We start from the raw sequence: 15,111 nt of genomic DNA on the forward strand, positions 1-15,111 counted from the left end.
GGAAAAACGTTTCGCAACAAAATGATTTTGTTATTGATATGTGGCTCACTAATCAAAAATCTATGATGAAATTTCCTGAATGCCTTCTACAGTTAAACTTAATACCCGAGTTTTTGTACTTACCAAGTAACCATAAAAGTTGTGCATCCCGATAAGAACGATCAGGTTGGCATAAGGGTTGCTGTAGTAAACAGATTAATATCTTCCGGGAGCTGTACGAGCACTGATTATTGCTCCTTTACCTGTGCTAAAAACGAAAGGACGGGCATCGCTATGAATATATTCGATCACTATCGTCAGCGTTATGAAGCTGCCAAGGACGAAGAGTTCACACTGCAGGAATTTCTGACTATCTGTAAACAGGATCGCAGTGCATACGCCAACGCAGCAGAGCGACTCTTAATGGCTATTGGTGAGCCAGTAATGGTCGACACTGCCCAGGAGCCACGCCTTTCCAGAATCTTTTCTAACCGGGTTATGGGACGTTACCCAGCGTTCGAAGAGTTTTACGGTATGGAGGAAGCGATTGAGCAGATCGTGTCCTATTTGAAACACGCAGCGCAAGGCCTTGAAGAGAAGAAGCAGATTCTCTATTTACTGGGTCCGGTGGGTGGCGGTAAGTCCTCCCTGGCTGAGCGCCTGAAATCCCTGATGCAACGCGTCCCTATCTACGTGCTCAGCGCCGACGGCGAACGCAGTCCGGTCAACGACCATCCGCTGTGCCTGTTCAACCCGCAGGAAGACGCTAACATTCTGGAAAAAGAGTACGGCGTACCGCGTCGCTACCTTGGCACCATTATGTCGCCCTGGGCCGCCAAACGTCTGCATGACTTTGGCGGGGATATTACACGCTTTAAAGTCGTTAAAGTCTGGCCATCGATTCTTGAGCAGTTAGCCATCGCCAAGACAGAGCCGGGCGATGAGAACAACCAGGATATCTCTGCGTTGGTCGGTAAGGTCGACATTCGCAAACTTGAAAACCACGCGCAAAACGATCCTGATGCCTACGGTTACTCTGGCGCACTGTGCCGGGCCAACCAGGGCATCATGGAATTCGTTGAGATGTTTAAAGCGCCGATTAAGGTTCTGCATCCCCTCCTCACCGCCACGCAGGAAGGAAACTACAACGGTACGGAAGGGATTTCAGCCCTGCCGTTTAACGGCATCATCCTGGCGCACTCAAACGAATCCGAATGGGTGACCTTCCGCAACAATAAAAACAACGAGGCTTTCCTCGACCGTGTTTACATCGTTAAAGTGCCTTACTGCCTGCGCGTGTCAGAGGAAATTAAGATTTATGAAAAGCTGCTGAACCACAGTGAGCTGTCCACTGCGCCATGTGCACCTGGCACGCTTGAGACGCTGGCGCGCTTCTCTATCCTGTCGCGTCTGAAAGATCCGGATAACTCGAGCATCTACTCGAAAATGCGCGTGTACGATGGTGAAAGCCTGAAGGATACCGACCCGAAAGCGAAATCCTGGCAGGAGTACCACGATTATGCGGGCGTGGACGAAGGCATGAATGGCCTGTCGACGCGTTTCGCCTTTAAAATCCTGTCACGCGTGTTTAACTTTGACCATGCTGAAGTTGCCGCCAACCCGGTGCACCTGTTCTATGTGCTGGAACAGCAGATTGAACGTGAGCAGTTCCCACAGGATCAGGCGGAAAAATACCTTGAGCATCTCAAAGGCTATTTAATTCCTAAATATGCGGAGTTTATTGGCAAAGAGATTCAAACGGCTTATCTGGAATCCTATTCCGAATATGGTCAGAATATTTTCGACCGTTATGTAACTTATGCGGATTTCTGGATTCAGGATCAGGAGTATCGCGATCCGGATACCGGACAATTATTTGACCGTGAATCGCTGAATGCCGAGCTGGAGAAAATTGAGAAGCCTGCCGGGATTAGTAACCCTAAAGATTTCCGTAATGAAATTGTCAATTTTGTGCTTCGTGCAAGAGCGCATAATAATGGCAGAAATCCCAACTGGACCAGCTATGAAAAACTCCGTACGGTCATTGAGAAAAAGATGTTCTCCAATACCGAAGAGCTGTTGCCGGTTATCTCGTTCAACACCAAAACCTCTACGGATGAGCAGAAGAAACACGACGATTTTGTCGATCGCATGATGGAAAAAGGCTATACCCGCAAACAGGTTCGCCTGCTGTGTGAATGGTATCTGCGCGTGCGTAAATCGTCCTGATCAAAGTCTGTAAGCAAACCGGTGCGGGACAGCACCGGTCATATTAAGGTCGGGTCAGCCCGGCCTGCTTGCAATGTAGTTTGGGGGAACATCATGGCCTATTTTATCGATCGCCGACTGAACGGTAAAAACAAGAGTGCGGTTAATCGCCAGCGCTTCTTACGTCGTTACAAGTCGCAGATTAAGCAGTCGATTTCCGAGGCCATTAACAAACGCTCGGTAACCGACGTCAGCAGTGGCGAATCCGTCTCTATTCCCGTAGATGATATCAATGAACCCATTTTTCATCAGGGGCGTGGTGGACAACGTCATCGCGTTCATCCAGGCAATGATCACTTCGTGCAAAATGACCGTGTTGAACGCCCACAAGGCGGGGGCGGTAGCGGTTCAGGTCAGGGAAATGCCAGTCAGGACGGTGAAGGTGAGGATGAATTTGTTTTTCAAATTTCCAAAGATGAATATCTGGATCTGCTGTTTGAGGATCTGGCGCTGCCCAATCTGCGGAAAAATCAGCACCGCCAGTTGAATGAGTACAAAACGCACCGTGCCGGATTTACCTCGAATGGCGTTCCCGCCAACATCAGCGTGGTCCGTTCTTTACAAAATTCCCTGGCCCGACGTACAGCGATGACGGCAGGTAAGCGCCGCCAGCTCCATGAGCTTGAGGATGCCCTCAGCGAAGTAGAAAAGTCAGAGCCCGCTCAGTTACTCGAAGAGGAACGCCTGCGCAAGGAGATTGCCGAACTGCGCGCGCGCATTGACAGAGTGCCCTTTATTGACACCTTTGACCTGCGCTATAAAAACTTCGAGAAGCGGCCCGAGCCTTCCAGTCAGGCGGTCATGTTTTGCCTGATGGATGTCTCCGGCTCGATGGATCAGGCGACGAAAGATATGGCAAAACGCTTTTATATTTTGCTCTATCTGTTCCTCAGCCGGACTTATAAAAACGTCGAGGTGGTCTACATACGCCATCATACTCAGGCCAAAGAGGTCGATGAGCAGGAGTTTTTCTATTCGCAGGAAACCGGCGGCACCATCGTCTCCAGCGCACTGAAACTGATGGATGAGGTTGTGAAGGAGCGCTACGATCCGGCGCAATGGAATATCTACGCCGCGCAGGCGTCGGATGGCGACAACTGGGCAGACGATTCACCGCTCTGCCACGAGATTCTGGCAAAAAATCTGTTGCCGGTGGTGCGTTACTACACTTACATCGAGATAACACGTCGCGCGCATCAGACCTTATGGCGCGAATACGAACATCTGCAGTCAATGTTCGACAACTTTGCGATCCAGCACATCCGGGAGCCCGAAGATATTTATCCTGTGTTTCGTGAGCTGTTTCACAAACAGGCAATGGAAGCCTGAGACACTAAGCCGACGCCCAGTCGGCTTTTTTTATTGTATTTATAACCTCTTAAAATGCGGTCTTGCCTGCTGCAAGCTATCTAACTCCCCTATTAGCCTTGTTAACTGGGATTATCCAGTGCATTAGCAATTAAGATAAATTGCAAAATGACAATGACAACTCATTGATAAAACATTATCTTGCAGACATAGCATGGATGTTTCTACACCTTAGTTAACATTGTCTGCCGTATCTCAGGAGACCGCGTTTGAACCACACTATTGTTTATAGTCTTTTCATTATTGGGTCCGTGCTGGTTGCATCGAGTATCTTGCTCAGTTCCTTTTCGTCCCGATTGGGCATTCCTATCCTGGTGATTTTTCTGGCGCTGGGCATGCTGGCCGGCATTGACGGTATTGGCGGCATCGCATTTGATAACTATCCGGCGGCCTACCTGATCTCTAACCTTGCCCTAGCTATCATCCTGCTGGACGGCGGCATGCGCACCAAAGCCAGCTCCTTTAAGGTGGCGCTCGGACCGGCCTTATCACTGGCAACCGTAGGCGTGATCATTACGGCAGGCCTGACTGGCATGGTCGCAGCCTGGCTGTTCAGGCTCGATATGATGCAGGGCTTCCTGATTGGTGCGATTATCGGCTCCACCGACGCGGCAGCGGTATTTTCCCTGCTCGGTGACAAAGGTCTGAATGAACGTGTCAGTGCCACGCTGGAAATTGAGTCCGGCAGCAATGACCCGATGGCGGTGTTTCTGACCATTACGCTGATCGAAATGATTGAGCAGGGACGAACCGGTCTGGACTGGATGTTCGTGGTGCATCTGATTCAGCAGTTCGGTCTGGGGATTGTCCTCGGTCTGGGCGGTGGCTGGGCCCTGCAGCAACTGATTAACCGCATGAATCTGGCTCCCGGCCTGTATCCCTTACTGGCACTGAGCGGCGGCATTCTGGTCTTTGCGCTGACCACCGTGCTGGAAGGCAGCGGCATCCTCGCCGTCTATCTGTGCGGCTTCTTACTGGGTAACAGCCCTATCCGCAACCGTTTCGGCATTTTGCAGACCTTTGACGGTATGGCCTGGCTCAGCCAGATCGGCATGTTTATCGTACTGGGATTGTTAGTCACGCCCTCCGACCTCTGGCATATCGCTGTTCCGGCGATGATTCTGTCCCTGTGGTTAATTCTGGTGGCACGTCCGCTGTCGGTGTTTATCGGCCTGTTACCGTTCCGTGGCTTCACGGCGCGGGAGCGTATCTTTATCAGCTGGGTCGGTCTGCGCGGAGCAGTGCCGATTATCCTGGCCGTCTTCCCGATGATGGCCGGTCTGGAGAATGCCTCGCTCTATTTTAATATTGCGTTTTTCGTGGTGCTGGTTTCCCTGATGCTACAGGGCACCTCGCTGGGCTTTGCGGCGAAGAAAGCCAAAGTGGTTGTTCCGCCTACCGCCTCTCCGATTAGCCGTATCGGGCTGGATATTCATCCGGAGAATCCGTGGGAGCAGTTCGTCTATCAGCTCAGCGCCGACAAATGGTGCGTGGGCGCGGCGCTGCGGGATTTACAGATGCCACGTGAAACCCGTATCGCCGCACTGTTTCGGGATAACGTGTTAATGCACCCCAACGGCGCAACGCGTTTAAAAGAGAATGACGTGATTTGTGTGATTGGCCGTGAGCGCGATCTGCCTGCGCTGGGCAAAATGTTCAGTCAGTCGCCGCCTGTCTCGCTGGATCAACGTTTCTTCGGCGACTTTATTCTGGATGCCGACGCGCGACTTCATGATGTCGCGCAGATTTATGGCCTTGAACTCGACGAAGATACGAACGCGCAACAGTCGCTGGGTCAGTTGATGATGAGTATGTTAGGCGGGGCACCTGTGGTCGGTGACCAGATAGAATGGAATCAACTGACATGGACGGTGGCGGAGAAAGAAGATAATCATATTGTTAAAATTGGCGTACGCCCCAATGAAGACAAAGAATAATCTTATTTAAATAGCGCGGTTTAATTAGCTGAATTGCACTACGCTTTTATAACATTCAGTTAAAACGGGAGTTATCCATGAGTCACGTGGTTAAAATTGGTCGCTATGAAATTGTTGATGCGGAATTCAGCAGCGAAGACCCGGTGACGGTGAGTATTCCCTGCCACACCAATCCCGGCCTGAGTTATCAGCTTGACGGCTGGGATCAGGAAACCAGCGTACCGGCCTGGATCGACGGTAAAGAAGTGATATTAGCGATCGGTCATTACGATAAACAACAAGACCGCTGGGTATTAAAAAAACCCGCGTAAGCCCGGAGGATTACCGCCAGTCAGCCCGTTTGGCGGTAATTCCTAAAAATGGGCCTGAATATCTCCGTGCATCACGCTTATCTCTGATACAATATTCTGCATATCAATAACTTAAACAAAACCCGCGCGATTATCCCCTGACTTTTTAAGAATTATTCCGTATTAACTCTGTCAAACATCTCCTGCATACTCTTCTCCAGTGCTGCATTTTTACGTGACTTGTCTCACGTTTAGAGAATCTGTTTTTTGCAGCGTCAATGGCTCTAATGACTGTAACAAACTGAAAACGTCCCGGTTTCGGGTTTTCAGTCGTTAACCCCTGAACGCGTACTTGATTCTGGTCAGGCCATCTTTTACTTCATTAAAGAGAGCAGGTTTTATGGCAAGTACAATTGTAATGAACAATGCGACTCGCTCGTGGAGCGGTCTTCGTAAAAATATTCTTGTAAAGCTTGCGTTAAGTTTTTCAGATCTCATTGCGCTGAATTTAGCGCTGTTTCTCTCTGCCGCGACCGTGCAGGGAATTTGGGGCGACCTTGATGCCTTTATTCCACCCCATCAAATTGAGAACCGTTTTATTGCGCAGTTTATTATGTCGGTGCTTTGCACCGGTTGGTTCTGGATGCGCCTGCGTCACTATACCTACCGCAAACCTTTTTGGTTTGAACTGAAAGAGATTGTTAAAACCCTCGTCGTGTTCTCTCTGCTGGATCTGGCGTTAATCGCCTTCTCCAAATGGGACTTCTCCCGCATGGTCTGGGTGTTCAGCTGGAGCTATGCCCTGCTGTTGCTGCCGTTAATGCGTGCAGGCGTGAAAAGCGCGATTAACCGGGCCGGACAATGGCAAAAAGAAACCATTATCATTGGCTCGGGCCGTAACGCTACCGAAGCTTACGCCGCATTACAAAGCGAGGAGATTCTCGGGTATAACGTTCAGGCGTTTATTTCCGTTGAAGACGCACCGCTGCAGCAGAGCGTTAATGGTGTGCCTGTTATCTCCGCCAACGATATTAACTGGCAGACCATCGACCGTGACAATGTGCAGTTCATTGTGGCAATGGAATACGAACAGCAGCCTGAGCGCGACCGCTGGCTGAAATTCTTGTCTAAAATGAACTGCCGTTCCGTGTCGGTTATCCCAACATTACGCGGTGTACCGCTTTACGGCACAGACATGTCCTTTATCTTCAGCCATGAAGTGATGATTCTGCGCGTCAGCAATAACCTGGCGAAGCATTCGTCACGCTTCCTGAAACGGGGATTTGATATTGTGGTAGCTTCGCTGCTGCTGCTCTTCCTGGCACCGGTTTTTGCCTTACTTTGCTATATGGTGAAGCGTGATGGCGGTAATGCCATTTATGGTCACGAGCGCGTGGGTCAGGATGGCAAGAAATTTAAATGTCTGAAGTTCCGTTCGATGGTCACCAATTCCAAAGAGGTGCTGGAAAACCTGCTGGCGACCAGCGAAGAAGCGCGTCGCGAATGGGACAAAGACTTCAAGCTGAAAAATGATCCGCGCATTACCCGCATCGGAGGCTTCCTGCGCAAAACCAGCCTGGATGAGTTACCTCAGCTCTGGAACGTGATTCGGGGTGAAATGAGCCTGGTCGGCCCACGTCCGGTTATCGAAGCGGAACTGGAACGTTATGCCGGCGACGTGGATTACTATCTGATGGCGAAGCCCGGGATGACCGGCCTGTGGCAGGTGAGCGGACGTAACGACATTGACTACGATACCCGTGTCTACTTTGATTCCTGGTATGTCAAAAACTGGGCGCTCTGGACGGATATTGCCATCCTGTTTAAAACAGCCGGTGTGGTATTACGCCGCGACGGCGCGTACTGATTTAGCCTGCGATGCCTGTTTCAGACAGGCATCGCCATTTCCCTGGTAATTCGCTTTCCTTTTGCTTTATTAATCATTACCCTCTTCCCTCGCTTTATCGTACGTTTACCCTCTGGTTGCTATGCAAAAATATACCCTGTTGCTGTTAAGCCTGGTGCTCCTGGCGCCTTTAGGCATCGATCTCTATTTACCCACGCTGCCGCAGATCGCAGACGGTCTGTCAACACCGGTGACGCTGATACAAACAACGATCCCCCTTTTCCTGCTGATAATGGGACTGGGTCAGCTGGTGAGCGGCCCGCTGGTCGATAACTATGGGCGCAAACCTATTGCGCTGCTGGGCCTGACGCTCTACATAGCGGGCAGCGCCATTGCGGCCACCGCCACCTCCTTCCCGCTGTTCCTGCTGGCCCGCGTCGTACAGGGCTGTGCGGTATGTTGTAGTGCCGTCGTTGCGTTCAGCGGCGTACGCGACCGGTTAAGTGGTGATGATGCCGCCCGGGCTTATGGCTTTCTGAATGGCGCACTGAATATCGTGCCCGCACTGGCACCGTTGCTGGGTGGACTGCTGGCCAGCGCCTTTGACTGGCGCGCGCCCTTCTGGTTCCTGTGTACTTATGCCGCCGTCGTGATGCTGATGGTCATTATCTGGCTGCCGGAAACCCGTCCGGCCGATACGCTGCGTGTAAAAGGGCTTCCCGTTAATCAGTATGCCGCCATTTTACGTCAGCCGCGCTTTCTGGCCTTTGCCTTCGCGAATGCGGGCGCACTGGGCATGGTGCTGACGTATGTTTCGCTGGCCCCCCACATTCTGATGACCGAGGGCGGCCTGTCGCCTCTGGCATTCTCTTTTGCCTTTGGCGCGAATGGCTTTTGGATCATGCTGGTGAGCGTGGTGGTAAACAAGGCGATTCGTAAGGCGGGCAGGCCATTTTGCCTGGCGATGGGTTGCCTGACCATGCTACTGGGTGCTGGCCTGCTGCTGGCCGGTATGACACTGCTGCCTGACAGCCTGCAGTCACACTGGGCGCTGTATATGTTCCCGGTCGCCGTAGCCGTGGCCGGACTGGCCTTCACCGTTGGCCCGGCCACCAGCTATGCGCTGGAACCTTACCAACAGCAGGCTGGTGTCGCCTCGGCGTTACAGGGTTTTATTCAGATGGCAGGCGGTGCAGCGGGGAGTTTGCTTATTGTCGCCCTGCCACTGGCAGAGAAAATGTCGCTGGCGTTGATGATGCTGCTGGGTGCAGCGCTGGCGTTCCTCGCCTGGCGCTGCAGTAAAAACATGCACAGCCGGATTACAGCGATTAAATAACGTTCACCGGAACGCGTGGGGCCAGGGCACACATCAGCTCATAACCTACCGTTCCGGCCGCTTTTGCTACCTGATCGATTTTGACATTGTTTCCCCACAGCTCGACAGGTGAACCAATGCCCGCCTGTGGGCAGGGTGTTAAATCAACGGTAATCATATCCATCGACACCGCACCCACGACCTGCGTCAGCACGCCATCAACAAAAACCGGCGTCCCGTTGGGCGCATGGCGAGGATAACCATCGGCATAGCCACAGGCGACAACACCTATTCGCTGCGGCTGGGATGCCCGGTAGCGATAGCCATAACCCACGCCATCTCCGGCCTGAAGTTGCTGCACACCAATGATTTCACTGGACAGGGTCATCACCGGCTGAAGTCCACTGCTGGCCACGTCCTGCCAGTCACCGCTGGGTGACGCACCATACAAAATGATCCCCGGTCGCACCCAGTCCCGGTGCGCCTCAGGATGCCACAACGTACAGGCCGAATTGGACAGCGAGACCGGGCTGTCCAGCCCTTCGGTGGCGTCGGCGATTCGCTGTAGCGGCGCTACAATGCCGTCGGGATTCTCGGCATCAGCGAAATGCGCCATCAATGTAATATCCCCGACGTTTTCCAGCGCACGCAGTTTATGCCAGATGCCATTTACCTGTTCAGGGCGAAAGCCCAGTCGGTTCATACCGCTGTTTATCTTCAGGTAAATATCGACAGGCGCCGAGAGCGTCGCATTGGCCAGGGCATGAATCTGCCAGTTGCTGTGCACGCTGGTCGTCAGACGGTAACGATCGATTAAGGTCAGATCGTCAGGGTGAAAAAAGCCTTCAAGCAGCAGGATGGGTTTCTTCCACCCCTGCTCCCGCAGCAGAATGGCTTCTTCCATATTCAGTAACGCGAAGCCATCGGTGCTGGACAGACTTTCCCACACGCGGGCAATGCCATGGCCGTAGGCATTGGCTTTCACCACAGACCAGACACGTGATGCGGGAGCCGCACGACGCACAATGGCCAGGTTATGTCGCAACGCCTGTTGATTGATGGTTGCGACAATTGGACGTGACATACTTCCTCTCCCTGAAGGCTTAACGTGTAGCGTTAACGTTACGAAGCGGTGATCGGCTGGCCGCAAAACCAGGCAAATAACGGAAGACCGTGAGATCGTCCGATGCAATCGCTGGCGACGTGCCGGAAATGACGTCAGCCAGTAACTGTCCGGAGCCACAGGCCATCGTCCAGCCCAGTGTACCGTGTCCGGTATTCAGATAAAGATTGGACAGCGGCGTCGCCCCGACAACCGGCGTACCGTCTGGCGTCATAGGACGCAGGCCTGTCCAGAAACTGGCCTGGCTGACATCGCCCCCTTCAGGATAAAGATCTGTAACCACCATCTCCAGCGTTTCGCGACGCGCTTCAGGCAGTTTGGTGTTAAAACCCACAATTTCTGCCATACCGCCGACTCGAATACGGTTATCAAAACGTGTGACGGCCACTTTGTAGGTTTCGTCCAGGATGGTGGAGACGGGTGCCGCATCGGCATTCGTCACCGGAATCGTTAAGGAATAGCCTTTCAGAGGGTAGACCGGGATATCCACAATATTTTTCATCAACGCGGTGGACCAGGAGCCCAGCGCAACGACGTAGCTGTCGGCTTTAATCACCTCATCGCCGCACTTCACACCATAAATCCGGTTACCGTCGCGCAGCAGCTGATCGATGGGTGTATTGAAGCGGAAGACCACACCGGCTTCCTCGGCCATTTTGGCCAGACGCTGGGTAAAAAGCTGGCAGTCGCCGGTTTCATCATTTGGTAACCGCAGACCGCCGGTAAGTTTATGCTGCGTCGCCGCAAGGGCAGGCTCAACGCTGGCCAGCTGATGCGACTCCAGTAATTCATAGGGCACGCCGGCCTCGCGCAGAACGGCAATGTCTTTGCTTGCGCTCTCGAATTGCTGTTGCGTACGGAATAGCTGGAGCGTGCCGCCCTGTCGGCCTTCATAGGCAATGCCCGTTTCGGCGCGGAGGGCCTTCAGGCAATCGCGGCTGTATTCAGCAAGCCGGACCATGCGACTTTTATTCTGCTGGTAGTGCTGCATGTCACAGTTACGCAGCATATGCCACATCCACTCAAGCTGAAAGCGGCTGCCATCCAGCCGGATGGCCAGAGGCGCATGACGCTGAAACATCCATTTCATCGCCTTAAGCGGCACACCGGGTGCAGCCCAGGGCGCCGCATAGCCTGGCGAGATCTGCCCGGCATTTGCCGCGCTGGTTTCCATGGCGGGTTGAGGCTGACGATCGATCACGGTGACCTGATGGCCGGCGCGCGCCAGATACCACGCGCTGGTTACGCCCACAACGCCACTACCAAGAATAACTACGTGCATAAGTCCCCCGCGAAAATAAAAAGCATAATCCACTATTCACCGGTTAACATTCAGAGTGATCACAAAGTGGAAACATCCTTTACACAATCCATCCATTTCACCTCTTTTTGCGCCTACAGGTAACTAAAATCATTTCACGCCCTCAAATTCAGAGAATTATGCGTCCTTTATTAAAAAATCAGGCATAAATGACACCAGTTCTGGTTAATTATGCCTTTCACAGGAGAATCCTTCATAATCTCCCCCTATGAAAAAAGTCAGCATTTAATGCTGAAAAGTGACAGCTATTCAGTGTGTGGAGCTATTTAATCCCAGCGCGGTAAACCTGAAATGATTTTTCTGCCAAAGAATTCGTTTGAGTTCCCGGATCGGATAAGCGACAGTGAACTATCATTGATCTGTTCACTCAGTTTTTTTGGGTTCCTTTCTCAGGAAGAGCCTTAAATAAATCGTAACGGACAACGCGTCAGGGTGAGTCCGTTCGCCAAAACAGAGGTGCGCTATGACAACAATCTTTGACGATTCCATCATGGACAGCAAACGACTCAGCGACGGGCCCGACTGGACATTCGAGTTACTGGATGTCTATCTCGCTGAAATCGACCGCGTAGCGAAACACTACGGTCTGGATACCTACCCGCACCAAATTGAAGTGATTACCTCCGAGCAGATGATGGACGCCTACTCCAGCGTCGGTATGCCCATCAACTATTCGCACTGGTCGTTTGGCAAAAAATTTATTGAGACTGAGCAACGTTACAAGCATGGGCAGCAGGGTCTGGCTTATGAGATCGTGATTAACTCTAACCCCTGCATCGCCTATCTGATGGAAGAGAACACCATGACCATGCAGGCGCTGGTTATGGCGCACGCCTGCTATGGGCATAATTCCTTTTTTAAAAATAACTACCTCTTCCGCAGCTGGACCGATGCCAGCTCCATTGTGGATTACCTGTTATTTGCCAGAAATTACATTGCTGACTGCGAAGAGCGCTATGGCGTTGAAGAAGTGGAGCGCCTGCTCGATTCATGTCACGCCCTGATGAATTACGGTGTGGACCGCTATAAGCGCCCGCAAAAAATTTCCCTGCAGGAAGAGAAGGCCAGGCAAAAAAGCCGCGAAGAGTATCTGCAAAGCCAGGTCAATACCTTATGGCGCACCTTACCGCGGCGTGAAAAAGAAGCCGCGCATTTTGAAGCGGCGCGCTACCCTTCTGAACCGCAGGAAAACCTGCTCTACTTTATGGAAAAGAACGCGCCGCTGCTGGAGCCGTGGCAGCGTGAAATTCTGCGCATTGTGCGTAAGGTGAGCCAGTATTTTTACCCGCAGAAACAAACTCAGGTGATGAATGAAGGCTGGGCGACCTTCTGGCATTACACCATCCTGAATCACCTCTATGATGAAGGCAAAGTGTCAGAACGCTTTATGATGGAGTTCCTGCACAGCCATACCAACGTAATCTATCAACCGCCCTACAACAGCCAGTGGTACAGCGGTATCAATCCGTATGCACTGGGCTTTGCCATGTTCCAGGATATTAAACGTATTTGTCAGTCGCCGACGGAAGAGGATCGCTACTGGTTCCCGGATATTGCCGGTTCTGACTGGCTGAAAACCCTGCATTTCGCGATGCGTGAATTTAAAGATGAAAGCTTTATCAGTCAGTTCCTGTCGCCTAAGGTCATGCGTGACTTCCGGCTGTTCACTGTGCTGGACGACGACCGCAACAATTATCTGGAAATCGCCGCGATCCACGACGAGTCCGGCTATCGGGCCATTCGGCAGCAGCTTTCGGCACAGTACAACCTGAGTAATCTGGAGCCCAATATTCAGGTTTACAATGTGGACTTACGGGGTGATCGTTCCCTGACGCTGCGCTACGTGCCACAAAGCCGTGCACCACTCGATAAGAGCCGTCGGGAGGTGCTTAAGCACGTGCACCGCCTGTGGGGCTTTGATGTGATTCTGGAACAGCAGAATGAAGATGGCAGCGTCGAACTGCTGGATCGCAATCCGCCGCGCAATGTTCCCCTCTAAAACAGGCATAAAAAAACCGGACGCGCAGTCCGGTTTTTTTTAGCGCTTAGCGCCTAAGTCGTTCGGCATACTCTTTTGCATCGAATGCCAGATATCTCCACTCTGGCGTCCGTAATGCCGGACACACTCCACGATTTCATCCTGAGTAGGCTGTTTGTCACACAGGTCGAGCAGTGTCAGATAAAACTCGCGGGCGACTTTACGGGCTTCCGGATTGGAGAAATAGTGCCGCCCAACGCGCGTATACAGTCCTTTCAACCCATTCAGGATCAGGCCATAAATCGGATTGCCCGAGGCGAACGCCAGGCCGCGAAACACCCGATAATCGAGTTCCGTATAGCTGTCCACCTGATCGTCGGTTTGCGCGACGGCCTGCAGCACCTCACGCGCCTTCTCAGGATAGTGGCGCAGCGCGCGGCTGATAAAAATAGAAGAAATATTGGTGCGCACCGACAACAGGTTATCGATCAAAGCCGGTACACTATCGTGGTCCAGACGCGCCAGGGTTTCCAGAATGTTCAGACCCGACGTTTCCCAGAAATCGTTAACGCGCGTGGGCTTGCCATGCTGAATGGTTAACCAGCCGTCTCGCGCCAGGCGTTGTAACACTTCACGTAACGTTGTACGCGTTACGCCAATCAGTTCAGAAAGCTCACGTTCGGCAGGAAGGATCGATCCGGGTGGAAAACGGCTGTTCCAGATGCTTTCAATAATATACTCTTCAGCAAATCCGGCTGGACTCTGCGCCTTAATAACCATAACTGTGTGTTCTCATTGCTTTCTGGATCGTAATGGGCACTCATCATACCAGAGCGCCTATAGCGGATATAGCCTTGTCAACGATTAAAAATGCGGTTCAGCACAAAAATAAGACAGATTACCGTGCTGCGCCATACGTGCGAGGATGCCTTAGGTTAAGCCCTGAAAACCGCCTCGGGCAGCAGCGCGTTGATGAATAATCCGCCGAATGAGGCAGAAGGTGTCAGCCGCATTCGCAAACAAACAAAGAATTAATCTGGATCAGGGCCAGGTTAGGTTTGCACACGATTTTTTCTTACCACAGGATGGCGCGCCGCGTCTTTTGGTTTACACTGCGGGGCATTAACGTTTACAGGGAATGCACTATGTTGCGATATTTAAACCAATGTTCGCGGGGTCGCGGTGCCTGGTTATTATTGGCCCTTTCCGCTCTGGCGTTGGAACTGACAGCATTATGGTTTCAGCATGGTCTGGGCTATAAACCCTGCGTCATGTGTATTTACGTGCGTTGCGCGCTTTTTGGCGTGATGGGCGCAGGCATCCTTGGCTTCCTGATGCCACGTTCGCCGGTTCGACTGGTGGCGATTGTGTTATGGATATACAGCGCATGGGAAGGCCTGCGCCTTTCTTACGAACACACCATGATCCTGCTGCATCCGAATCCCTTTGTAACCTGTGACTTTGCCGCCCGCTTCCCCGCCTGGTTGCCGCTGGATAAATGGTTGCCATCGGTATTTGTCGCCAGCGGCGATTGTTCGGAACAGGCCTGGCGCTTCTTATCACTCGCCATGCCACAGTGGATGATCGGCATCTTCGCGGCTTATCTGCTGGTGGGTGTGCTGGTGTTGCTTGCTCAGCCGTTTAAACCTAAACGCCGCGACTTATTCGGTCGTTAATCCGTTAAAA

At 52.2% G+C, this 15,111-nt stretch carries 11 protein-coding genes; 8 read left to right on the forward strand and 3 right to left on the reverse strand.

From position 1 onward, the window contains the following. Nucleotides 1–273: 273 nt before the first annotated feature. The 6 genes from yeaG (at nucleotide 274) to G5574_RS03035 (ending at nucleotide 9,024) form a co-directional block, all read left to right on the forward strand. Complete coding sequence (gene yeaG, locus G5574_RS03010; RefSeq protein WP_006119423.1) at nucleotides 274–2,208, forward strand: protein kinase YeaG; 1,935 nt, start codon at nucleotides 274–276, stop codon at nucleotides 2,206–2,208. 93 nt (nucleotides 2,209–2,301) lie between these two features. Beyond that, nucleotides 2,302–3,576, forward strand: coding sequence for a YeaH/YhbH family protein (locus G5574_RS03015; RefSeq protein WP_006119424.1), 1,275 nt, complete (start codon nucleotides 2,302–2,304; stop codon nucleotides 3,574–3,576). A 248-nt stretch (nucleotides 3,577–3,824) separates the two neighbouring features. Next, on the forward strand, nucleotides 3,825–5,552 hold the full coding sequence (locus G5574_RS03020) for a potassium/proton antiporter (protein ID WP_033741886.1): 1,728 nt from the start codon (nucleotides 3,825–3,827) through the stop codon (nucleotides 5,550–5,552). A 77-nt stretch (nucleotides 5,553–5,629) separates the two neighbouring features. Then, the gene (locus G5574_RS03025) at nucleotides 5,630–5,863 is read left to right on the forward strand and encodes a DUF1480 family protein (protein WP_033741887.1); all 234 of its coding nucleotides are present in this window, start codon (nucleotides 5,630–5,632) and stop codon (nucleotides 5,861–5,863) included. Between the two features lie 379 nt (nucleotides 5,864–6,242). Then, nucleotides 6,243–7,709 carry an undecaprenyl-phosphate galactose phosphotransferase WbaP gene (gene wbaP / locus G5574_RS03030; protein WP_033741889.1) on the forward strand — a complete coding sequence of 489 codons (1,467 nt, stop codon included), beginning with the start codon at nucleotides 6,243–6,245 and terminating at the stop codon, nucleotides 7,707–7,709. A gap of 121 nt (nucleotides 7,710–7,830) precedes the next feature. Then, a complete protein-coding gene (locus G5574_RS03035) occupies nucleotides 7,831–9,024 on the forward strand; it encodes a multidrug effflux MFS transporter (protein WP_164482014.1) in 1,194 nt (397 codons plus the stop codon). Here G5574_RS03035 and dadX read toward each other — a convergent pair. Together dadX and G5574_RS03045 are read right to left on the reverse strand one after the other, a co-directional pair. Then, complete coding sequence (gene dadX / locus G5574_RS03040; protein ID WP_006119432.1) at nucleotides 9,017–10,087, reverse strand: catabolic alanine racemase DadX; 1,071 nt, start codon at nucleotides 10,085–10,087, stop codon at nucleotides 9,017–9,019. The two genes, G5574_RS03035 and dadX, sit on opposite strands and share 8 nt — an antisense overlap. 19 nt (nucleotides 10,088–10,106) lie before the next feature. Further along, complete coding sequence (locus G5574_RS03045) at nucleotides 10,107–11,408, reverse strand: D-amino acid dehydrogenase (protein ID WP_006119433.1); 1,302 nt, start codon at nucleotides 11,406–11,408, stop codon at nucleotides 10,107–10,109. A 502-nt stretch (nucleotides 11,409–11,910) separates the two neighbouring features. Between G5574_RS03045 and G5574_RS03050 the strand changes: the two genes are divergently transcribed. Beyond that, entirely contained in the window at nucleotides 11,911–13,446 is a 1,536-nt protein-coding gene (locus G5574_RS03050; RefSeq protein WP_033741895.1) for a SpoVR family protein, read from the forward strand. Between the two features lie 39 nt (nucleotides 13,447–13,485). Here the strand turns inward: G5574_RS03050 and fadR are convergent, their stop codons facing one another. Then, entirely contained in the window at nucleotides 13,486–14,205 is a 720-nt protein-coding gene (gene fadR / locus G5574_RS03055) for a fatty acid metabolism transcriptional regulator FadR (RefSeq protein ID WP_033741897.1), read from the reverse strand. Nucleotides 14,206–14,570: 365 nt separating this feature from the next. Here fadR and dsbB point away from each other — a divergent pair, with 365 nt between their 5' ends. Then, nucleotides 14,571–15,101, forward strand: coding sequence for a disulfide bond formation protein DsbB (gene dsbB / locus G5574_RS03060; protein WP_039343052.1), 531 nt, complete (start codon nucleotides 14,571–14,573; stop codon nucleotides 15,099–15,101). Nucleotides 15,102–15,111 lie beyond the last annotated feature (10 nt).

Origin of the sequence: Pantoea stewartii (genome assembly GCF_011044475.1) — a bacterium.
Taxonomy (GTDB): domain Bacteria; phylum Pseudomonadota; class Gammaproteobacteria; order Enterobacterales; family Enterobacteriaceae; genus Pantoea; species Pantoea stewartii.

What these genes read in the sequence shown, in the direction of transcription:
- G5574_RS03035 (WP_164482014.1), top strand. Translation starts at nt 7,831, where the DNA reads ATGCAAAAATATACCCTGTTGCTGTTAAGCCTGGTGCTCCTGGCGCCT.
- G5574_RS03015 (WP_006119424.1), top strand. Translation starts at nt 2,302, where the DNA reads ATGGCCTATTTTATCGATCGCCGACTGAACGGTAAAAACAAGAGTGCG.
- wbaP (WP_033741889.1), top strand. Translation starts at nt 6,243, where the DNA reads ATGGCAAGTACAATTGTAATGAACAATGCGACTCGCTCGTGGAGCGGT.
- fadR (WP_033741897.1), bottom strand. Translation starts at nt 14,205, where the DNA reads ATGGTTATTAAGGCGCAGAGTCCAGCCGGATTTGCTGAAGAGTATATT.
- dsbB (WP_039343052.1), top strand. Translation starts at nt 14,571, where the DNA reads ATGTTGCGATATTTAAACCAATGTTCGCGGGGTCGCGGTGCCTGGTTA.
- G5574_RS03045 (WP_006119433.1), bottom strand. Translation starts at nt 11,408, where the DNA reads ATGCACGTAGTTATTCTTGGTAGTGGCGTTGTGGGCGTAACCAGCGCG.
- yeaG (WP_006119423.1), top strand. Translation starts at nt 274, where the DNA reads ATGAATATATTCGATCACTATCGTCAGCGTTATGAAGCTGCCAAGGAC.
- G5574_RS03050 (WP_033741895.1), top strand. Translation starts at nt 11,911, where the DNA reads ATGACAACAATCTTTGACGATTCCATCATGGACAGCAAACGACTCAGC.
- dadX (WP_006119432.1), bottom strand. Translation starts at nt 10,087, where the DNA reads ATGTCACGTCCAATTGTCGCAACCATCAATCAACAGGCGTTGCGACAT.
- G5574_RS03025 (WP_033741887.1), top strand. Translation starts at nt 5,630, where the DNA reads ATGAGTCACGTGGTTAAAATTGGTCGCTATGAAATTGTTGATGCGGAA.